This window comes from Allofournierella massiliensis, from assembly GCF_004345265.1.
Taxonomy (GTDB): Bacteria; Bacillota; Clostridia; order Oscillospirales; family Ruminococcaceae; genus Allofournierella; species Allofournierella massiliensis.
In genome coordinates this window covers 24,228-44,515 of record NZ_SLUM01000011.1, presented here as the reverse complement: position 1 = coordinate 44,515, position 20,288 = coordinate 24,228, and the positions used below count along the sequence as shown (strand labels likewise).

General features: G+C 60.7%; 20 protein-coding genes and 1 riboswitch. Of the genes, 11 read left to right on the top strand and 9 right to left on the bottom strand.

Annotated features, from left to right (window positions below; translation table 11 throughout):
* Positions 1-72: 72 nt before the first annotated feature.
* From spoVAE to spoVAC, 3 genes are read right to left on the bottom strand one after another with little or no spacing between them, the layout of a single operon-like run.
* Positions 73-429, bottom strand: a complete 357-nt coding sequence (gene spoVAE, locus EDD77_RS07810; protein ID WP_058963373.1) for a stage V sporulation protein AE — start codon at positions 427-429, stop codon at positions 73-75.
* Positions 429-1,454, bottom strand: a complete 1,026-nt coding sequence (locus EDD77_RS07805) for a stage V sporulation protein AD (RefSeq protein WP_058963374.1) — start codon at positions 1,452-1,454, stop codon at positions 429-431. Before EDD77_RS07805 ends, spoVAE begins: the two co-directional genes overlap by 1 nt.
* A 27-nt stretch (positions 1,455-1,481) precedes the next feature.
* The gene (spoVAC, locus tag EDD77_RS07800; RefSeq protein WP_058963375.1) at positions 1,482-1,928 is read right to left on the bottom strand and encodes a stage V sporulation protein AC; all 447 of its coding nucleotides are present in this window, start codon (positions 1,926-1,928) and stop codon (positions 1,482-1,484) included.
* A gap of 153 nt (positions 1,929-2,081) precedes the next feature.
* Here spoVAC and pyrB point away from each other — a divergent pair, with 153 nt between their 5' ends.
* The 5 genes from pyrB to EDD77_RS07775 all read left to right on the top strand — a co-directional run bounded on the left by pyrB (position 2,082) and on the right by EDD77_RS07775 (position 6,707).
* On the top strand, positions 2,082-3,149 hold the full coding sequence (pyrB, locus tag EDD77_RS07795; protein WP_082669522.1) for an aspartate carbamoyltransferase: 1,068 nt from the start codon (positions 2,082-2,084) through the stop codon (positions 3,147-3,149).
* A 120-nt stretch (positions 3,150-3,269) separates the two neighbouring features.
* Positions 3,270-4,193 carry a 50S ribosomal protein L11 methyltransferase gene (gene prmA, locus EDD77_RS07790; RefSeq protein WP_058963376.1) on the top strand — a complete coding sequence of 308 codons (924 nt, stop codon included), beginning with the start codon at positions 3,270-3,272 and terminating at the stop codon, positions 4,191-4,193.
* Position 4,194: 1 nt separating this feature from the next.
* Positions 4,195-4,917, top strand: coding sequence for an RsmE family RNA methyltransferase (locus EDD77_RS07785; RefSeq protein WP_058963377.1), 723 nt, complete (start codon positions 4,195-4,197; stop codon positions 4,915-4,917).
* A gap of 33 nt (positions 4,918-4,950) precedes the next feature.
* On the top strand, positions 4,951-5,652 hold the full coding sequence (locus EDD77_RS07780; RefSeq protein WP_058963378.1) for a TVP38/TMEM64 family protein: 702 nt from the start codon (positions 4,951-4,953) through the stop codon (positions 5,650-5,652).
* A gap of 185 nt (positions 5,653-5,837) precedes the next feature.
* Positions 5,838-6,707: a DegV family protein gene (locus EDD77_RS07775; RefSeq protein ID WP_058963379.1), complete on the top strand. Its 870-nt coding sequence runs from the start codon at positions 5,838-5,840 to the stop codon at positions 6,705-6,707.
* Positions 6,708-6,770: 63 nt separating this feature from the next.
* Here EDD77_RS07775 and EDD77_RS07770 read toward each other — a convergent pair whose 3' ends face one another.
* The 3 genes from EDD77_RS07770 to dapA form a co-directional block, all read right to left on the bottom strand.
* A complete protein-coding gene (locus EDD77_RS07770; RefSeq protein ID WP_058963380.1) occupies positions 6,771-7,313 on the bottom strand; it encodes a flavodoxin family protein in 543 nt (180 codons plus the stop codon).
* Positions 7,314-7,399: 86 nt separating this feature from the next.
* Complete coding sequence (gene dapD, locus EDD77_RS07765) at positions 7,400-8,092, bottom strand: 2,3,4,5-tetrahydropyridine-2,6-dicarboxylate N-acetyltransferase (protein WP_058963381.1); 693 nt, start codon at positions 8,090-8,092, stop codon at positions 7,400-7,402.
* 77 nt (positions 8,093-8,169) lie between these two features.
* Positions 8,170-9,057 (bottom strand): 4-hydroxy-tetrahydrodipicolinate synthase, encoded by an 888-nt coding sequence (gene dapA, locus EDD77_RS07760; protein ID WP_058963382.1) that lies wholly within the window; start codon positions 9,055-9,057, stop codon positions 8,170-8,172.
* Between the two features lie 101 nt (positions 9,058-9,158).
* Positions 9,159-9,329: riboswitch (Lysine riboswitch) on the bottom strand.
* 137 nt (positions 9,330-9,466) lie between these two features.
* Here dapA and EDD77_RS07755 point away from each other — a divergent pair.
* The 6 genes from EDD77_RS07755 (at position 9,467) to EDD77_RS07730 (ending at position 16,861) form a co-directional block, all read left to right on the top strand.
* Positions 9,467-10,570 (top strand): amidohydrolase, encoded by a 1,104-nt coding sequence (locus EDD77_RS07755; RefSeq protein WP_058963383.1) that lies wholly within the window; start codon positions 9,467-9,469, stop codon positions 10,568-10,570.
* 316 nt (positions 10,571-10,886) lie between these two features.
* On the top strand, positions 10,887-12,578 hold the full coding sequence (locus EDD77_RS07750; RefSeq protein ID WP_058963384.1) for a peptide ABC transporter substrate-binding protein: 1,692 nt from the start codon (positions 10,887-10,889) through the stop codon (positions 12,576-12,578).
* Between the two features lie 197 nt (positions 12,579-12,775).
* A complete protein-coding gene (locus tag EDD77_RS07745; RefSeq protein ID WP_132587361.1) occupies positions 12,776-13,774 on the top strand; it encodes an ABC transporter permease in 999 nt (332 codons plus the stop codon).
* On the top strand, positions 13,771-14,835 hold the full coding sequence (locus tag EDD77_RS07740) for an ABC transporter permease (protein ID WP_058963385.1): 1,065 nt from the start codon (positions 13,771-13,773) through the stop codon (positions 14,833-14,835). Before EDD77_RS07745 ends, EDD77_RS07740 begins: the two co-directional genes overlap by 4 nt.
* Before the next feature lie 11 nt (positions 14,836-14,846).
* Positions 14,847-15,926, top strand: a complete 1,080-nt coding sequence (locus tag EDD77_RS07735; RefSeq protein ID WP_058963386.1) for an ABC transporter ATP-binding protein — start codon at positions 14,847-14,849, stop codon at positions 15,924-15,926.
* A 2-nt stretch (positions 15,927-15,928) separates the two neighbouring features.
* Positions 15,929-16,861 carry an ABC transporter ATP-binding protein gene (locus EDD77_RS07730; RefSeq protein WP_058963387.1) on the top strand — a complete coding sequence of 311 codons (933 nt, stop codon included), beginning with the start codon at positions 15,929-15,931 and terminating at the stop codon, positions 16,859-16,861.
* 96 nt (positions 16,862-16,957) lie between these two features.
* On the opposite strand, the gene EDD77_RS07725 is transcribed toward EDD77_RS07730, so the two are convergent.
* The 3 genes from EDD77_RS07725 to EDD77_RS07715 all read right to left on the bottom strand — a co-directional run bounded on the left by EDD77_RS07725 (position 16,958) and on the right by EDD77_RS07715 (position 20,272).
* On the bottom strand, positions 16,958-18,097 hold the full coding sequence (locus EDD77_RS07725; RefSeq protein WP_058963388.1) for a pyridoxal phosphate-dependent aminotransferase: 1,140 nt from the start codon (positions 18,095-18,097) through the stop codon (positions 16,958-16,960).
* Positions 18,098-18,209: 112 nt separating this feature from the next.
* Entirely contained in the window at positions 18,210-19,919 is a 1,710-nt protein-coding gene (ptsP, locus tag EDD77_RS07720; protein WP_058963389.1) for a phosphoenolpyruvate--protein phosphotransferase, read from the bottom strand.
* Between the two features lie 89 nt (positions 19,920-20,008).
* Entirely contained in the window at positions 20,009-20,272 is a 264-nt protein-coding gene (locus tag EDD77_RS07715) for an HPr family phosphocarrier protein (protein WP_058963390.1), read from the bottom strand.
* Positions 20,273-20,288 lie beyond the last annotated feature (16 nt).

The window sequence follows — 20,288 nt, the reverse complement described above, 5'->3', positions numbered from 1 at the left end:
AACAGACCGGGGCAAAACTTTACATAGATTTTTCATTCCAGTGCAAAAAAGCGGGTTTTCTTTGCACAATTGTCAGTTCTGGTCTTTTGGATGCCCCAGCGCAGCGGCCGCAACCCCGCAGATCAGGCTGGCGGTCACCCCGGCGCCGGCAGCGGCAAACCCGCCGGCCAGAATGCCCAGAAGTCCCATCCGGTCCACCGCATCGATCACCCCCTGAGCCAGCAGATGGCCGAAGCCGGTGAGCGGTACGGTGGCCCCGGCTCCCGCCAGCTCTACCAGTGGACCGTAAAGCCCCAGGGCGGAAAGCACCACACCGCTCACCACATAGAGCACCAGAATCCGGGCAGGGGTCAGGCTGGTCAGATCAATCAGCACCTGACCGATCACACACAGCACGCCCCCCACCAGAAACGCCCACAAATAGCCCATCATATCGTTTCCTCCCGTTGTGAAGTCAATTCCACCAGATGGGCCACGCCGGGAATGCTCTCGCCCTGCAAAAAGGTGATCTGGCTCATCAGCGCCCCGGTGGACAGAAACAGCACACGTTTCATTTCGCCCTTTTGCAGTGCAGGCAGCACACTGGCGCACAGCACGCCGGCCGAGCACCCCGCGCCGCTGCCTCCGGCCTGCACATCCTGATGCTCCACATCATATAAGGTAAGTCCGCAGTCCCGGTGGTTTTTCAGGTCCACATCCTCCTTTTCCAGCAGCTCCTTCAACAGGCGGGTGCCCACGATACCCAGATCACCGGTGTACACCGCGTCGAACCGGGCTGGGGTATTGCCGGTATCCTCGCAGTAACGCAGGATGGTCTCGGCGGCGGCGGGCGCCATGGCCGCCCCCATATTATTGATGTCGCAGATTTCGTAATCCCGCACCCGCCCGAAGGTCACCGCCCGCACAAAGGGTCCGTTCCCTTCCGGTTCCACCAGGCAGCAGCCCGCGGCCGTGGCGGTCCACTGGGCAGTGGGGGTGCGCTTGCCCCCGTAGGTAAGAGGGGTGCGGAACTGCCGCTCCGCCGCGCAGAAATGGCTGCTGGCCATGGCCGCCGCCCGGTTTACACAGCCGCCCGCCGCAAGGCAGGCCGCCAGCCCCACCGCCTCGGCCATGGTGCTGCATGCGCCATACAGCCCGGCAAGGGGCGCATCCAGCTCCCGCATGGTGTAGCCGGTGGCGGTGCACTGGTTCTGCAGATCACCCCCCAGCACCAGATCCAGCATTCCGGGCGTGCAGCGGCCCTTTTTCAGCGCCAGATCCAGGCAATAGCGCTGCAGCCGGCTCTCGGCCTTTTCCCAGGTGAGCTCTCCCAGGGTGTTCTCCTCAAACAGCAGATCAAATTTTGCAGCCAGCGGGCCCTCGCTTTCCCGCTTGCCGCCCACCGCTGCAAAGGCCGACACTGAGGGCGGGTTGCGAAAACAGATGGTATCGCCGGTACGCACGGCGTTCGTCATAATTCTCATTCCTTCCCCTTGCTCTTCTTATATAAACGGCCGCAGCAGGTGATAAACAAGCCCCCACACCGCGCTGGCAGCCAGCCCGTAAACCACCACCGGCCCGGCAATCACAAACATCTTGGCGCCCACGCCGGGCACAAACCCTTCCGACCGGTACTCAATGGCGCTGCTCACCACCGAATTTGCAAAGCCGGTAATGGGCACCAGCGTGCCCGCGCCGGCCCTTGCGGCCAGCTTCTGATACCAGCCCAGCGAGGTGAGCACCGCACTGATGAGAATCAAGGTTACGCTGGTCATGGCCGAGGCGTCGCTGAGCACAAATCCCTTCGCAAGATAGGCCCGGCGCAACACCTCACCCACCAGGCAGATGCCTCCACCCACAAAAAACGACCACAGGCAGTCCTTTCCCAGTTTGGAATGGGGGCTGGCCCGCCGGTTCATTTCGTCGTATTCCCGGGGCGTAATTTTCATGGCAGATTTCTCCTTTTCTGGTGGTCTTTCCGGTAGTATTTCCTTCGCCGGGTTCAGCTATGCGGGAAAACGGGCAAAAATGGCCGGGAGCTATTGTCAGCGCCCGTCGCCTGGTGTAGAATAGGAACGACAATAACAAAGGGGGACCACCTTGTGAAAAAACTGATCAGCCCACTGGATCTTTCCACTACCGAAATCGACCAGCTGCTCGCTCTGGCCGACCGTATCATCGATGATCCTGCTGCCTATGCCCACAAATGTGACGGCAAAATCCTCGCCACCCTGTTTTTTGAACCCAGCACCCGTACCCGCCTGAGCTTCGAATCCGCCATGCTCCGGTTAGGGGGTAAGGTGTTGGGTTTTTCTTCGGCCAATGCCTCCAGCGCGGCCAAGGGTGAAACGGTTGCCGACACCGCACGCATGGTGCAGTGCTATGCGGACATCATTGCCATGCGCCACCCCCGCGAGGGCGCCGCTACCGCCGCAGCCGCCAAGATTGAATGCCCGCTGATCAATGCGGGCGACGGCGGCCATCAGCACCCCACCCAGACCCTCACCGACCTGCTCACCATCCATCGGCTGAAGGGCCGGCTGAACAATCTGACCATCGGCCTGTGCGGCGATCTGAAATTCGGCCGCACGGTGCACAGCCTGATCCGTGCCATGATGCGCTACGAGGGCATCCGGTTCGTTCTGGTCAGCCCCAGGGAACTGATGATCCCCGACTATGTGCGGGAAGAGATGATCGCCGCCGGATATCCCTTCCGTGAAGTGGAGAATCTGGAAGACGCCATCGGTGAAATGGACATTCTTTACATGACCCGCGTACAGGGCGAACGCTTTGCCGATCAGGAGGAATACCTGCGCCTGCGGGATCGCTACATTCTGGACGCCGCCAAGATGAAGCTGGCAAAGCCCGATATGATCGTGATGCATCCGCTGCCCCGCGTAAACGAGATTGCCACCGAGGTGGACGACGACCCCCGTGCAGCTTACTTCAAGCAGGCCAACTTCGGCCGCTTTGTGCGCATGGCGCTGATTCTGACCATGCTGGAAAGCAAAACCGATAACCGGGTCATCCCGGAAAACACCGAAGTGCTGGGCAACTGCCAGAACCCCCACTGCATCACGCAGATGGAGGATTCGCTGCCCCGGCTGTACACCCGCAACGAAAAGGGTGTGTGCCGCTGCGTGTACTGTGAGCACGAGTATCAGGGCTGACGCGCCTTCGCGCCTGCCCGGCGTTGGCCGGGCAGGCGTATTTTTTTACCGGCTGTTCACGAACCGGCCATAAAAAATGCTATAATATAGAATACTATTAAGAAACCGAGGTTTTGAGCTATGCAGTGGACCGACATCCGCATCACCGTACCCAAGGCTCAGGCGGACACCGCCGAGGCCATCGCCACCGGCATCTCCGGCGGCGGCATCTACATCGAGGATTATTCCGACCTGGAGACCCAGGTGGAGCAGATCGCCCATGTGGACCTGATCGAGCAGGATCTGCTGGATAAGGATCGCACCAAAGTGATCGTGCATCTGTATCTGGCTCCGGACGAAAACCCCGCCGAGGTGGTGGAGCTGGTGCGCAGCCGCCTGGCCGCCGCCGAGGTGGACTACACCCTGACCGCCGAAGGCGTGGAGCAGGACGACTGGGAAAACGGCTGGAAGGCCTATTACCATGCCCTGACCATCGGCAACCGCCTGGCCATCGTGCCCAGCTGGGAGGAGTTCGACACCGACCGGGTCGTCATCAAACTGGATCCGGGCATGGCCTTCGGCACCGGCACCCATGAGACCACTGCTCTGTGCCTGGAGGTTCTGGACAGTCTGGTAAAGGGCGGCGAGCGGATGCTGGACATCGGCACCGGCAGCGGCATTCTGGCCATTGCCGCCCTGAAGCTGGGCGCGGCCAGCGCCGAGGGCGTGGACATCGACCCCATGTGCGTGCGCACCGCCGGTGAGAACGCCTCCCTGAACGGGGTGGACGACAAGCTGAAGGTGCTGATCGGCGATCTGTCCGACAAGGCCACCGGCACCTACAACATCATCACCGCCAACATCGTGGCAAACGCCATTCTGAGCCTTGCGCCCCATGTGCCCGCCCTGATGGCTCCCGGCGCCACCTTCATCGCCAGCGGCGTCATCGATACCCGCCGGGACGAGGTGGTGGAGGGCCTGCGCGCCGCCGGCCTGAACGTGGTGGAGGTGCGCGAGCAGAACGGATGGGTTGCCATCCTGTGCAAAAACGGGGGAGAAGCGTAAGATGCCGCACCGCTATTTTACCAGCGAGATCTCCGGCGACACCGCCCTCCTCACCGGCGCGGACGCCCATCATCTGGGCAAGGTGATGCGGGCCAGAATCGGCGAGCAGGTGATCCTGTGCGACGGGTCAGGCTTTGACTATGACGGTGTAATCACCGCCATCGAGCCGGATCAGGTGCAGTTTTCCGTTGCGAACAAACGGCCCTGCACCGCCGAGCCAAAGGCAAAGGTGACCGTATTTGCGGGCTACCCCAAGCAGGATAAGCTGGAGCTGATTCTGCAAAAATCGGTGGAGCTGGGCGCCGAGCGCATTGTACCCTTCTTCAGCCGGTTCTGCGTGGTCACCCCCAAAAAGGAGGACCAGAAAAACCAGCGCTATGCCCGCATTGCCGCCGAGGCCGCCAAGCAGTGCGGCCGGGGTATTTTACCCGAAGTGGAGCTGCCGCTGAACATCAGCCAGCTGCCCGGGCGCTTTTCGGAATTCGACGCGATCCTTTTCTTCTACGAAAAGGGCGGGCGGCCCCTGCGTCAGTGTGTCCCCGCCGAAGGCGGCCGCATCGCCCTGATCACCGGGGCGGAAGGCGGCTTCTCGGAGGAGGAAGCCCAGGCGCTCATCGCTGCGGGCGCCACCCCCGTGGGCCTTGGACCCCGCATTCTGCGCTGTGAAACCGCGCCCATTGCCGCACTGGCTGCGGTGATGACTCTGACCGGCGATCTGGAATAATCCGTACCCTTTGCGAAAGGAGACCAGTGCCTTATGAATCACCCCTCTGTATCCCCCCGCGCCCGCCGCTGGGCCGCTGCCGCGGCTCTGTTGCTGGTCTGTGTGGCGGGCGGTGCGGCTGTGCTTGCGTTCCGCCAGGAGCTGTGGGCCATCCTCACCAGCCAGGCCGCCCGGGACCAGTTCATCGGCTGGGTGCAGAGCAAGGGAATCTGGGGCATTCTGGTCTTTCTTGCCCTGCAGATTCTGCAGGTGGTGGTGGCCGTTCTGCCCGGCGAGCCGGTGGAGCTGATGGCCGGCGCTCTGTTCGGTCCGGTGGGCGGTTTGCTCATCTGCCTTGCGGGCATTCTGCTGGGCAGCATGTTCATTTATGCCGCCATGAAGCTGCTTGGGGCAAAGGCCGTTCCCGCCCAGGCCTTTCACAAATATCGCTTTCTGCAGGATGAGCAGCGGGCGCGGCGGGCGCTGTATCTGCTGTTTTTCCTGCCCGGCACCCCCAAGGATATGCTCACCTATATCGGCCCGTTTCTGCCGGTGAAACCGGGGGAATTCTTCTTCATCTGCACGCTGGCCCGCATTCCCAGCGTGGTCACCAGCACCATTGCCGGCAGCAGCCTGGCGGACGGCGGCCTGCTGGTGCCCATCGTGATCTTTGTGGTCATGGGCGCTCTTGGGCTGGCCTGCCTGTATGGTGAACAGCGCATTCTGGACCGGCTGCATCATCGCCGGGAATCCTGACGTCAATTGCATCCACGCCCTTCCCGGGGCATCCTCCCGGGAAGGGCGTGTTTTGTGTTCGGTCTGGAAATTTCCGTTTCTGTATGCTACAATTTTTTTAACAGTGACGGATTGCCTCTGCATCGTTTGGCGGGGCAAGTCACCAGCGGGCAGATACCCGCAAACAGGAAATGGAGTGGTTTTTCATGGCAGAATATGTGTTGTTCACCGATTCCACCACCGATCTGCCGGTGGAACTGGTGCAGGAGATGCAGGTGGAAGTGATGCCCCTGGTCTTTACGCTGGGCGGCAAAAATTACCGCAATTATCCGGATAACCGGGAGCTTTCCCCCAAAGAATTCTACGACCGGCTGCGGGCCGGCGAGGTGAGCACCACAAGCCAGATTAACCAGGCAGATTTTCTGGATACCTTTACCCCCGTTCTGGAGCAGGGGAAAGACATTTTGTATCTGGCCTTTTCCAGCGGGCTTTCCGGCACCTTCAACTCGGCCCGGCTGGCCGCTGAGGATCTGCGGGAACAGTTCCCGGAACGCACCATCGAGGTGATCGACACCCTGCAGGCCAGCATGGGCGAGGGCCTGGCGGTGTATTATGCCGCCTGCCTGAAGAACGAAGGCAAGAGCCTGCGGGAAGTGGCGGACTGGTTTGTGGAAAACCGCCAGTCCATCTGCGCCTGGTTCACGGTGGATGATCTGATGTTCCTGAAGCGGGGCGGCCGTGTGAGCGGCGCTGCCGCAGTGGCAGGCACTCTGCTGGGCATCAAGCCGGTGCTTCATGTGGACGAGGAAGGCAAGCTGATCCCCATGGAAAAGGTGCGCGGCCGCCGCGCCAGCCTGGACGCGCTGGTGAAGCACTTCGCCGCCAGCACCTACGACCGCAGCGAGCAGGTGGTCTTTGTGAGCCACGGCGACTGCCTGGAGGACTGCCAGTATGTGGCCGACAAGATCGCCGCGCTGGGCGTCAAGCGGGTGTGCATCTCCACCATTGGCCCGGTGATCGGCGCCCATTCCGGCCCCGGCACCGTTGCTCTGTTCTTCCGGGCAGAGAAACGGTAAGTTCATTTCTCATCAAATAAGCAGGCGGGCGGGATCTTTCGATCCCGCCCGCCTGTTTTCTCTTTACCGGATGGCCGCGCCCATGGCCCGGGCCTGTTCCAGCGCCGGATGGCCGGCCATCTCGCCCGGCCCCTGCACACCGCCCGCAAACACGGTGCCCGCCAGCTCCAGATTTTCATAACAGTCGATCCAGCCCTGAATGCCGCTCTCCGCCCGCTTGGGAACAAAGTCCTCGGTCTCGGCGGCAGCGCTCAGCAGATACACCTGCCGGAAGGCATTTTCCCGGCCGTACAGCGGCTCGGTGCGGTCCAGAAAGGTTTCCAGCTGACCGCACAGCTCATAATAATAGATGGGCGTGGCAAACGCCACCACCTGCGCGGCGCGCAGCTTTTCCAGCAGCGGGGCCACATCGTCCCGAATCACGCAGCTGCCGGTTTTCTGGCAGGCGGTGCAGCCCCGACAGAACTGAATCTCCCTGCCCCGCAGGCTGACCAGCTCCACCTCATGGCCCGCCTCCCTCGCGCCTTCCGCAAACTGCTCCGCCAGTGCATGGGAATTGCTGCCCGGCCGCAGGCTGGCGCTGATCACCAACACTTTCTTATCCATGACGGCCTCCTTATCTGTATAAGACACGTCTCATTATACATTTTGTTAATCTTATAAAAAAGGCCCGGCAACGCCGGGCCTTTGGCTTACAGGGTGCGCAGTGCGTCCTGCAAAGCGGTTTTCTGGGTGGTTTTTTCGTCCTTCTGCTTGATGACCCGGGCGGGAACACCGGCCACCACCGCGCCCGCGGGTACGTCCTCGATGACCACGCTGCCGGCGGCGATAACCGCGCCTTCGCCCACATGCACGCCCTCGATGACCACCGCATTGGCGCCCACCAGAACGTCGTCCTCCAGAATGACGGGCTTTGCGCTGGCGGGCTCGATCACACCGGCCAGCACCGCGCCAGCGCCCACATGGCAATGCTTGCCCACGGTGGCACGGCCGCCCAGCACAGCGCCCATGTCGATCATGGTGCCGTCACCGATGACCGCGCCGATGTTGATGATGGCGCCCATCATGATCACCGCCGCGTCGCCGATCTCCACCTGCTCGCGGATGATGGCGCCCGGCTCGATGCGGGCGTTGATGCCCTTCATGTCCAGCAGGGGAATGGCCGAGTTGCGGCAGTCGTTCTCCACCACCATATCCTCGATCTTGTCGGCATTGGCCTCCAGAATGGGGCCAAGCTCCTTCCAGTCGCCAAACACGATCTTGGCGCCGGTGCCGAACACCTTTGCGGAACCGTAATCCAGAGGCTCCTTTTCCTGAATGGTGATCTTCACCGGGGTCTTTTTCTCTGCGTTTGCGATGTACTGAATGATCTGTTCTGCGTTCACGTTTCTTTTCCCACCTTATTGCTTTGTTTTGGCCGTTCTATTATGCCATATCCGCGACCATTTTTCAAACCCCGGTCTTACACCAGACCGGCAGCCTTCAGCGCGGCGGTCAGCTTGGCCCTGGCAGCCTCGCCCATGGGGCCCAGAGGCTGGCGGTAGCCGCCCACTTCCATGCCCATCTGGTTCATGGCCTCCTTCACGGGGATGGGGTTGACCTCCAGGAACAGGCCGTTGATCACGTCCAGCAGACCCAGCTGGGCTTCCAGCGCCTTCTGGCGGTCGCCGTTCAGATAATCCATGACCATATCGTGGGTCTGGCGGGGCAGAATGTTGGCCAGCACCGAAATCACGCCGCTGCCACCCAGAGACAGAATGGGCAGAACCATGTCGTCGTTGCCGGAATACAGGGCAAAGTCCTCGTTCACATAACGGGCGATCTTTGCGGTATAGCTCAGGTTGCCGGAAGCCTCCTTGATGCCCATGATGTTCGGATGTACCGACAGCCGGCGCACCACATCCTCGGAGATACCGCAGCCGGTACGGCCGGGCACGTTGTACAGGATGCAGGGGATATGCACCGCGTCTGCCACCGTCTTGAAGTGGTTGTACATACCCTCTTCGTTGGTCTTGTTGTAATAGGGGGTGATGAGCAGCAGGCCGTCCGCCCCCAGCTTTTCAAAGCTCAGGCTCTTTTCCAGCATGGTCTGGGTGCAGTTGGAACCGCTGCCGGCAATCACCGGTACCCGGCCGGCCACCCGCTTGACCACGAATTCGCAGACCGCGTCGTCCTCCTCGTGGCTCATGGCCGAGCTCTCGCCGGTGGTGCCCAGAATCAGCAGACCATCGGTGCCGTTTTCCAGGTGGAAATCCACCAGCTGGGCCAGTTTTTCAAAATTAACGCTTCCATCCTCGTGGAAGGGGGTGATCAGGGCCACGATGGAGCCCTTCAGATTCTTTGCGGTCATAACGGCTGCTCCTCTCTTTGTTTCAGATTGTCAGGCAACAAAAAACGCGCCGGAAGGGCGCTGCGGCCTTACCGGCGCGTGGAAAAAACACCACCGCTTACGGGTAAGATAGCGCCCCCGCGGTCCTTCCGCGGACAGTGCCGCGGGTCTTTCCCGGGGCCCCATCGGCGCCGCCGTGCCCGGCTGTGCCGATTCGGCGGGCTTGCCCCGCCCCACGCTCTGTGCCTGCCGGCTCCTGTGGGGTTCATCGCGCCCGCGCCTCTATCCATATATCTGCATCATAGCACGCTATTGCAGTGAAGTCAACGGATTTTTCCTTCTTTTCCCGCATCCCGGCGCGCTTGTGCATCCGCGTCGGCTGGCTTATAATAGGAGCAAAACGCAACCACAAAGAGGGGGAGAGAATTTTATGACACAGCAGCTGCTGACCCAATACCGGCGGGATCTGCACAGGATCCCGGAAACCGACTTCGACCTGCCCGAGACCCTGGCCTATGTGCGCCGGGTGCTGGAGCAGTATCCCTGCACCCTGTTTTCGCCCTGCAAAAGCACCCTGTGCGCCTATTTCGATGCGGGCAAACCGCATACCGCCGCTTTCCGGGCAGATATGGACGCGCTGCCCATTGCCGAGCGCAGCAGCTGCGACTATGTCTCCCGTCATGAAGGAAAGATGCACGCCTGCGGCCACGACGGCCACATGGCCATGGTTCTGGCGCTGGCAGGCCGGGTGAGCCAGATGCTGGACAAGCTGCCCCGGAATGTGCTGCTGGTGTTCCAGCCCGCCGAGGAGACCACCGGCGGCGCAAAGCTGGTGTGCGAAAGCGGGGTATTCGAGAAATACCGCTGCGACCGGATTTTCGGCTGGCACCTGTGGCCGGATCTGCCCGCTGGCACCATTGCCAGCCGCCCCGGCCCGCTGCTGGCCCGCTCCAGCGAGGTGACCGTGACGGTAACCGGCAAGAGCAGCCATGTGGCCAAGCCCCACGAGGGCAGGGACGCCCTGTTTGCCGCCTCGGCGTTTTTGTACGAAAGCTACCGGCTGATCGAGCTGCTGGGTCGGCCGGAGGAACCCCGCCTTCTGAAGTTCGGCAAGCTGACCAGCGGTCAGGCCCGCAACGCCATCAGCGATTCCAGCCTGCTGCTGGGCACCCTGCGGGTCTATTCCGACGAGATGTTCACTGCCACCGAAGCCATGCTGCGGGATCTGGCCGGCGCCATCGAGCGTAAAACCGGCTGCCGGTTCGAAATCGCCTTTTCTGCCGGGTATCCGCCGGTACGCAATGACCCGACTCTCTTTGAAACCGCCCGCGCCGCACTGCCGCAGCTTCAGGTTCTGGAAAACCCACTGATGATTTCGGAGGATTTTTCCTTCTATCAGCAGCGGCTGCCCGGCCTGTTCCTGCTGCTGGGCACCGGCACCGGCATCCCCCTGCACGCAGACACCTTCGACTTCGACGAGAGCGTTCTGGCCGCCGGCCTTGCGGCAGATGAACTGCTTCTGTTCCTGAACTGAGGACACTTCTTTTTTTCGCATTTCCCACAAAACCGCTTGCTTTTCTTAATGCAAGCGGTTTTGTGGGATTTTTTGTTTTTCCATTAAAGACAAATCTCTGACAAATCGCTGTATTTCACACTTTTTTCACTTTCTTTCCTGTGCATTGTCACAAAATACTTTCTCACTGTTTGACTTTATCACTTTGACGCAGTATAATGCTAAACAACGACAGAGAGGTCAGGGCCCGGCAGCGGATTCCCGCCAGGCCAGCTGATCTTTTTTCGTTTCAAGGGGTTTGCGAAGATCCAATCCAAAAAGAGAGGAGCACACACACATGAAACTTTGGAAACGCATGGGCGCCGCCGCTCTGGCCGGCGCGCTGGCGCTGAGCATGGTCGCCTGCGGCGGCGGCAACGCAGCCACCAGCGGCACTTCCACCGCGGCGTCCTCTTCCGGCGCCGCAGCTGCCACCGGCAGCAACGTGCTGAACGTAATGACCGAGGTCGAGGTTGCCTCGCTGGATCCCCAGCTGGCCACCGACGGCACCAGCTTCGAGGTAATTGCCGACTTTACCGACGGCCTGATGCAGATGGATGCGGACGGTCAGCCCGTTCCCGCCATTGCCGAAAGCTACGAGGTGAGTGAGGACGGCTGCACCTACACCTTCCATCTTCGGGAGGATGCCAACTGGTCCAACGGTGATCCCGTGACCGCCAACGACTTCGTATTCGCCTGGCAGCGTGCGGCTGATCCTGCCACCGCCTCCGAGTACAGCTACATGATGAGCGACATCGGCCAGATCAAGAACGCCGCCGAGATCATCGCCGGCGAGATGGACAAGAGCGAGCTGGGTGTCACCGCAGTGGATGACAAGACCCTGCAGGTGGAGCTGACCGTTCCCGTTCCCTACTTCCTGAATCTGATGTATTTCCCCACCTTCTACCCGGTCAACCAGGCCTTCTATGAAGGTCTGGCCGAAGGCACCTTCGGCACCAGCCCGGACACCGTGCTGAGCAACGGCGCCTTCATTCTGGACAGCTACGAGCCCGCGGCTCTGTCCTTCAGCCTGGTGAAGAACCCCGACTACTATGATGCCGACAAGGTCTCTCTGGACGGCCTGAACTATCAGGTCATCAAGGACAGCCAGCAGGCCTTCATGAGCTACCAGAACGGCGATCTGGACATCGTCAAGCTGAGCGGTGACCAGGTGGATCAGGTTCAGGGCGATCCTGAACTGAGTGTTCACGGCGCCGGCTACCTGTGGTACCTGACCCTGAACATGGACGGCGTACCCGCTCTGGCCAACCAGAATCTGCGTCTGGCCCTGACCCACGCCATCGACCGTACCTCCATTGTTGAGGACGTTGTGAAGGATGGCTCTCTGGCCACCTACACCGCTGTTCCCCCACAGTTCGCCACCGGCCCGGATGGCAGCGACTTCTCGGAAGATCAGACCATGTTCCGGGATGTATGCAGCGACGATCCCGCCAAGGCTGCCGAGTACTTCGAGGCCGCCAAGGAGGAGCTGGGCCAGGATACCTTCACCTTCCAGCTGCTGGTGGAGGACACCACCGAGTCCCAGAACGTGGCCGCTGTTATCAAGGAGCAGGTGGAGACCAACCTGCCCGGCGTGACCATGGAAATCAAGGTTGAGCCCAAGAAGCAGCGCGTCGAGGACATTCAGGAAGGCAACTACGAAGTCTGCCTGACCCGCTGGGGCCCCGACTACGCCGATCCCATGACCTACCTGAACATGTGGATCACCGATAACAACAACAACTACGGCAAGTGGAGCAACGCCGAGTACGACGCCATCATTGCCGACTGCACCACCGGCCAGTATGTGAGCGACGCTTCCGCCCGCTGGCAGGCCCTGTACGACGCCGAAAAGATCATCATGGACGAGGCCGTTATCGTGCCCGTTTACACCAAGGCCGACGCCTGCGTGATCAAGTCCAACGTGACCGGCGTGGACTTCCACCCCGTTGCTCTGAACCGGGTGTTCAAGAGCGCCACCAAGGGCTGATTGCCCTTTGAACCACCCGCCTTTTGCGCAGGCGGGACAATTCCGATAACCCCCTGAATTTTATGCCGCACAGCTTCCCTTGGCTTTGCAAGGCAAGGGAAGCTTGTGCGGTTTTTCTGTTCGGCAGTGCGCATTGCGGCGCCTGCCTCTTCAGGGCTTCTGTATCAAAAGACTGTATCAAAAGAGGGAGATCGCTTGTGAAAAGTTATATTCTGAAACGAGTGCTCATCTCGGTATTCACCCTGCTGGCCATTACACTGGTGCTGTTCTGCCTGCTGCAGCTCATGCCCGGTTCCCCCTTCAACGACGAAAAGCTCACCGATGACCAGCGCATCGTCCTGAACGAAAAGTATGGTCTGGATCAGCCGGTGCTGGTTCAGTTCGGGCGGTATGTGGCCAATCTGGTGCAGGGTGATTTCGGCGTGAGCTACAACATCAGCAAAAACACCCCCATCAGCCAGCTCATCCAGACCCGGCTTCCCATCAGCATTCAGGTGGGCGGCATGGCCGTTGCACTGGGCGCGGTGCTGGGGCTGATTCTGGGCGTGATCGCGGCGCTGAACCACAACACCTGGCTGGACAGCCTGTGCACCGCCATTTCGGTGCTGGGTGTTTCGGTGCCCAGCTATGTGTTTGCACTTGCATTAAGCTACACGCTGGGCTTCCGGCTGAAATGGCTGCCCATGCTGTATTCCGCCAACACGCCCTTTCTCTCCAGCGTGATGCCCAGCATTGCGCTGAGCATGTTCACCATGGCCTCCATTGCCCGTTTCACCCGCAACGAGATGATGGAGGTGCTGGGCAGCGAGTACATGCTGCTGGCGGAAAGCAAGGGCATCAACGGGGCGCCGCTGATTCTGCGTCATGCGCTGCGCAATGCACTGATTCCCATCATCACCGTGCTGGCTCCTCTGATCGTGGATCTGATGACCGGCAGCCTGGTGGTGGAAAAAATCTTCTCCATTCCCGGCGTGGGCAGTCTGCTGGTCACGGCCATTCAGTCCAACGACTACAACGTGGTCATTGCTCTGAGCTTTATTTACAGCGCCATGTACATCGGCATCATGCTGGTGGTGGACCTGCTTTATGGCGTGATCGATCCCCGCATCCGGGTAACCGGCGATGGCGGTCACATGGGCTTCTTTGCCCGCTGGCGTCTGGTCTTGTTCGGTAAAAAGAAGGGGGCGAAGGCATGAACCAGATTCAAACTATTCCCGCCGGCTCCCGGGTCGAAATCGCTGACCTGCGGCCAGATGACTTTACCCTGCGGGGAAGCCACGAAGATCAGCTGGACACCAACTTCGCCAGCCAGGGCTACTGGCACGATGTGCTGCACCGCTTTGTTTCCAACAAGGGCGCTGTAATTGCCCTGATCCTCATTCTCATCATTGTGGTCATGGCGGTGATCGGCCCCAGCCTGAGCGGCCGAAGCTATTCCAGCCAGACACTGAGCGAAAAGAACTTTGCACCCCGTATCCCGGTAATTGAAAATCTGGGTATTTTCAACGGCGACGAGGTACTTACCACCACCACCGGCAGCCGGGTGGTGAACGAATACGAGGAAAAGGGCCTGACCGATACCTACTACTGGTTCGGCAGCGACACTCTGGGCCGCGACATCTTTACCCGTGTATGGGAAGGCACCCGGGTCAGCCTGGGCATCGCCATCGTGTCCGCGGTAATCAACATGACCATCGGCATGTGCTACGGCCTGATCAGCGGCTATTTCGGCGGCTGGGTGGATACCATCATGCAGCGGTTCGTGGAGATCAACAACGGCATTCCCCGTCTGGTGATCGTGACACTGCTGCTTCTGGTGGTCAAGCCCGGCTTCACCACCATCGTTATCGCGCTGGTCATCACCGAGTGGATCAACATGAGCCGTATCGCCCGTGCTGAGATGCTGAAACTGAAGGAACAGGAATTTGTTCTGGCCAGCCGTACGCTGGGCGCCGGCAGCTTTCTGATCATCTTCAAGGAAGTGCTGCCCAACATCATCGGCCAGATCATCACTCAGCTGATGTTCAGCATTCCCACCGCGATTTTTACCGAGGCCTTTTTGAGCTTCGTGGGTCTGGGCATTCCCGTTCCCCAGTGCAGCCTGGGCAGCCTGATCAGCGAGACCTTCAACAGCTTCACCACCCACCCCTATCAGATCGTTCCTCCCATCGTGGTGATGTCGCTGCTGATGCTCTGCTTCAATATGCTGGCCGACGGCCTGCGGGAAGCCTTTGACCCCAAACTGAAGGAAATGTGAGGTGACAGACCATGGAAAACAATGCCAAAGAAACCGTATTGTCCATTCGGGATCTGTCCATCACCTTTAAAACCGGCGCAGGTCCGGTGAACGCCATCCGCGGCGTGAACATCGACCTGCCCCGTGGCACCACCCTTGCGGTGGTGGGCGAGAGCGGCAGCGGCAAATCCGTCACCTTCAAGGCGGCCATGGGCATTCTGGCCTCCAACAGCGTGGTGAACAGCGGCAGCATCGTGTACAACTACCGCCACAACGACGGCACCCCCGCCACCGTGGACATTCTGACCATGAAAACCCGTGACATCCGCCGCCACATCAACGGCAAGCGGATCGCCATGATCTTTCAGGATCCCATGACCAGTCTGGATCCCACCATGCCCATCGGCAAGCAGATCATGGAAGGCATGATCTGGCACTACAAGACCCCCAAGCAGCAAGCCTGGGAAAAAGCCGTTCGGCTGCTCACCGAGGTGGGCATCGAAGAGCCGGAAAAACGGATGCGTCAGTATCCCCATCAGCTCAGCGGCGGCATGCGGCAGCGCGTGGTCATTGCCATCGCGCTGGCCTGTGATCCGGATGTGCTGATCTGTGACGAGCCCACCACCGCGCTGGACGTGACCATTCAGGCCAAGATTCTGGAACTGATCAAGCGCATTCAGGCCGAGCGCGGCATCAGCGTCATCTACATCACCCACGACCTGGGCGTTGTGGCCAAGGTAGCGGATTTTGTAAACGTGATGTACGCGGGCCGTATTGTGGAGGCAGGCACCATCGACGAAATTTTCTACGATCCCCGCCACCCCTACACCTGGGGCCTGCTCAGCGCCATGCCAGATCTGGATACCGAGGACGACCGGCTTTACACCATTCCCGGCTCGCCTCCGAACCTGCTGCATCCGGTGCCCGGCGACGCCTTTGCGCCCCGGAACGCCTATGCGCTGAACATCGACGAACGGCTGGATCCCCCCATGTTCCAGATCAGCGAGACCCACTACTCAGCCACCTGGCTGCTGGATGAGCGGGCTCCCAAGGTGGAGATGCCGCCGGAGCTGAAGGCCCGCATTGAACGCATGAAGAAGGAGGGAATCTGACAATGGAAGAAAGAACACCCCTTCTGGAAGTCAAGGGTCTGAAGCAGTATTTCAAGGGCAGCCACCAGTTCACCGTGAAGGCGGTGGACGGTGTGGACTTCGTGATCTACCCGGGCGAAACCTACGGTCTGGTGGGCGAGAGCGGCAGCGGCAAGAGCACCATCGGCCGCAGCGTGATCCGCCTGTACAAGCCCACCGCCGGGCAGATTCTGTTCAACGGGATGGATATTTCCGGCGATCTGAACGCCCAGCAGAACCAGCAGCTGCGCACCCAGATGCAGATGATCTTTCAGGATCCCATGGCCTGCCTGAACCCCCGCAAAAAGGTGGGGGAGATCATTGCCCAGGGTCTGGACATTCATCATCTGTATTCCAGCCGCGCCGAGCGGCAGGAGAAGGTGGCGGCGATTCTGAAAAAGGTGGGTCTGGCCCCCGAGCATGCGGATCGTTATCCCCACCAGTTCTCCGGCGGCCAGCGTCAGCGCGTGGGCATTGCCCGTGCCCTGATCATGGATCCCAAGCTGATCATTGCCGACGAGTGCATCAGTGCGCTGGATGTTTCCATTCAGGCGCAGGTGGTCAACCTGATGAAGGATCTTCAGGAGGAGACCGGCACCGCCTATCTGTTCATCGCCCATGACCTTTCCATGGTGAAATACATTTCCGACCGGATCGGCGTGCTGCATCTGGGCCATCTGGTGGAGACCGGCACCACCGAGGAGATCTTCTCGAATCCGGTGCACCCCTACACCCAGAGCCTGCTCAGCGCCATTCCTCAGCCGGACCCCCGCACCGAGCGGGGTCGGGTGGCCAAGAGCTACGACTACCGCACTGCCGGCGTGGATTATCTGGCGGGAAAACAGCAGCATCTGGGCGGCACTCACTATGTGCTGGCCACCGACGAGGAGCTGGCCCGCTGGACCGCCCGCGCCTGATTTTCATTCTTTTGCGATCCTCTCTTTTGATACAAACGAAGGAACGGCCGACCCCATGCAAGGGGCCGGCCGTTCCTTCGTTTTTTCATTCAGTTTTCAGGCCAGCGTTTTCAAAAATGCCTCCAGACGGTCAAGGCCCTCTTCCAGCTGATCATCCGCGCAGCAGTAGGAAAGGCGCACATAGCCCTCGGAGCCGAAGCAGCTGCCCGGCACCAGCGCAAGCCCGCCTTCCTGAATCAGGCGGGTGCAGAACTCCTCGCTGCTCATGCCGAACTGCTTTATGCAGGGGAAGATGTAGAACGCTCCCTCCGGCTTGTTCACCGGCAGGCCCATCTCGCACAGCCGCTTATAGACAAAATCCCGCCGCCGCCGGTAGCTCCGGCGCATGGCGCTTACATCGCTCTCCAATGCAGCGATGCAGGCAGTCTGGGAAAAGCTGGTCACACTGACCACGCTGTACTGGTGCACCTTCTGCAGCTGCTGCTTCACCGGCGCATCCGCCGCAAGCCAGCCCAGCCGCCAGCCGGTCATGGCATAGGGCTTGGAGAAGCTCTCCACCACGATGATGTTCTCCCGCAGATCCGGGTAAAGGGCGGCAAAGCGGGCAAAGGAATCGGTGTAGCTCAGCTGCCAGTACACGTCATCGCAGATCACATAGATTCCGGTGCGGCGGACAAGCTCCGCCACCGCGTTCAGACTCTCTTTCGTATAAACGCAGCCGGTGGGGTTGTTGGGGCTGGTCAGGATGATGGCCTTGGTACGCTCGCTCACCGCGGCGTTCAGGGCCTGCTCATTCAGCTGGAAGCCGTAAGGCTCGGTATCCACCGGCTTATATACACCCCGGCACAGGCCGATCAGAGACTCATACAGACCAAAGGCAGGGATGGGCACCAGCACCTCGTCGCCCACATCCACCACGCCGGACAGGGCACACAGCAGCGCCTCGGTGGCCCCGCAGGTGACCACGAATTCCTCCGGCGTATAGTCCAGCCCCTGCTTTTTGCTGAATTCGGAAAGGGCGGCCAGCAGCTCCGGGCGACCGTTGTTGGGCGGGTAGTGAGTATCGCTTTGCTCCAGCGCCTGCTGGGCAGCCTGCCGGATGGGCAGGGGAGTGTCAAACTCCGGTTCGCCCAGCGTCAGCTTCACGCAGCCGGGGGTCTGGGCGGCAAGAGCGGTAAACCGGCGAATGCCGGAAAGGGTAAGGCCGGTGACGGCCGGATTCATGGGCAGGCGCATGGGCAGGATTCTCCTTCAGACAGTTTACTTTTGCATGTTACCAGTATAGCACAACAGGGCGGATGCGGCACAAAAAAATGCAGGCCCCGAACGGAGCCCGCATTTCAGATGGTTACTTCTTGATCATGGAAGCCAGGTAGCCCTGAATGCCCTTCACGCTGGAAAGGTTCATGGCCTCGGCGCGCACGTCGTCCGCCTCCTGCTGGCTCCACAGGCTGATGGTGCGGCGGGTGGCCAGCACGGCGCTGGCGCTCACGCTGAACTCATCCAGACCCCAGCTGAGCAGCAGGGGAATCAGAGCCGGGTCGGCGGCGGCCTCACCGCACATGCCCACGGGAATGCCGGCGGTCTTGGCAGCCTTGATCACGTTGGCGATGCTGCGCAGCACAGCCGGATGGAAGTGGGTGTACAGAGAGGCCACATCCGGGTTGCCCCGGTCCACAGCCAGAGTGTACTGGGTCAGGTCGTTGGTGCCGATGCTGAAGAAGGCGGCCTCCTGCGCCAGCAGATCAGCAATCTGGCTGGCGGCGGGGGTCTCGATCATCACACCCACCTGGGCGTTGGCGTCGAAGGGCAGGCCCTCGGCGGCCAGCTCCTTCTTGGCCTTTTCCAGCATGGCCTTAGCGGCGCGGATTTCCTCCAGACCGGTGACCAGTGGCAGCATGATCTTGATGTTCTTGTGGTCCGCGCCGGCGCGCAGCAGAGCGCGCAGCTGGATCATGTAGGTCTCGGGGTTATCCAGGCAGTAGCGGATGGCCCGGTGACCCAGGAAGGGGTTCTCCTCCTTCTTCATGTGCAGGTAGTCGATCTCCTTGTCGCCGCCCACGTCCAGGGTGCGGATGATGACCTCCTTGCCTGCGAACAGCGCCGCCACCTGACGGTAGGCGTTCATCTGCTCCTCCTCGGTGGGCAGGCTGTCCCGGTCCATGAACAAAAACTCGGTGCGGAACAGGCCGATGCCCTCGGCGCCCTTTTCCAGCGCAGCCTGGGCATCCTCGGGCTTACCAATGTTGGCATACAGGCCCACGGCGCGGCCGTCCGCGTTCACGGTGGGTTTACCCAGATAGGCCTTCAGCATCTGACGCTGATGCTCAAACTCGGCGCGGCGCTCCTCATAGTCCTTCAGGGTGCGCTCATCCGGGTTCACATACACATGGCCGAACTCGCCGTCCATGGCGATCTCATCACCGTTCTGGATGGTGTCGGCTGCACCGGGCACACCCAGCACGGCGGGAATCTCCAGCGCGCGGGCCAGAATGGCGGAATGGCTGGTGCGGCCGCCGATCTCGGTGATGATGCCCACAACATTCTCCCGGCTGATGCCCACGGTCATGCTGGGGGTGAAGTCCTGCGCCACAATCACGGTGCCGGCGGGGGCGTGGGCCAGATCCACATCGGGCAGGCCCAGCAGCTGCTTGAGCAGCCGGGCGCGCAGGTCACCGATATCGGTGGCGCGCTGGCGCATCAGTTCATCCTCCATGCCGCTGAACATGGCAATGAAGGTCTGGCAGACGGAATCCACCGCAGCTTCGGCCACGTTGCCGGCAGCGATCTGCTCCTCCATCTGGCCCATCATGAACGGGTCGTTCAGCATCATGATCTGGCCGGACAGAATCTCGGCGGCATGCTCGCCCACCTTTTCTGTCATCTCGGCCGCCATGTTGCTCAGCCGCTGGCTCACGGCAGCTGCAGCCTCCTTCAGGCGTTCGGTCTCCTGCTGCTGCCCCGCAAACTGCACGGCGGAATAATCCAAATTCTGTTCCTTTACCACCAGCGCATGGCCAATGCCCACACCGGCGGACGCTCCTGTACCCTTTAACATGGTTTTTGTGCCCCTCTCGTCGGCTTTTTATCAGGCGCGCCCCGGCCCATCAGGTGGACCGGGGCGCCGCATGTTGTATGTTCTGCTGCTTACTCGCCCAGACCACTTTCGATCAGGCTCACAGCCTTGTCCAGAGCGGCCTGCTCGTCGTCGCCGGTGCAGCGAACTTCCAGCTCACTGCCGCACTTGATGCAGGCGGCCATCAGGTTCATGATGCTCTTGGCGTTGATCTCCTTATCCTTGAACACCAGCACCACGTCGCTGTTGAACTTCATCATTTCCTGAGCAAACATACCGGCGGGACGCATGTGCATGCCCATGGGGTTCACGATCTTGGTCATCTTGCTTACCATAATAGTTGTTCTCCTT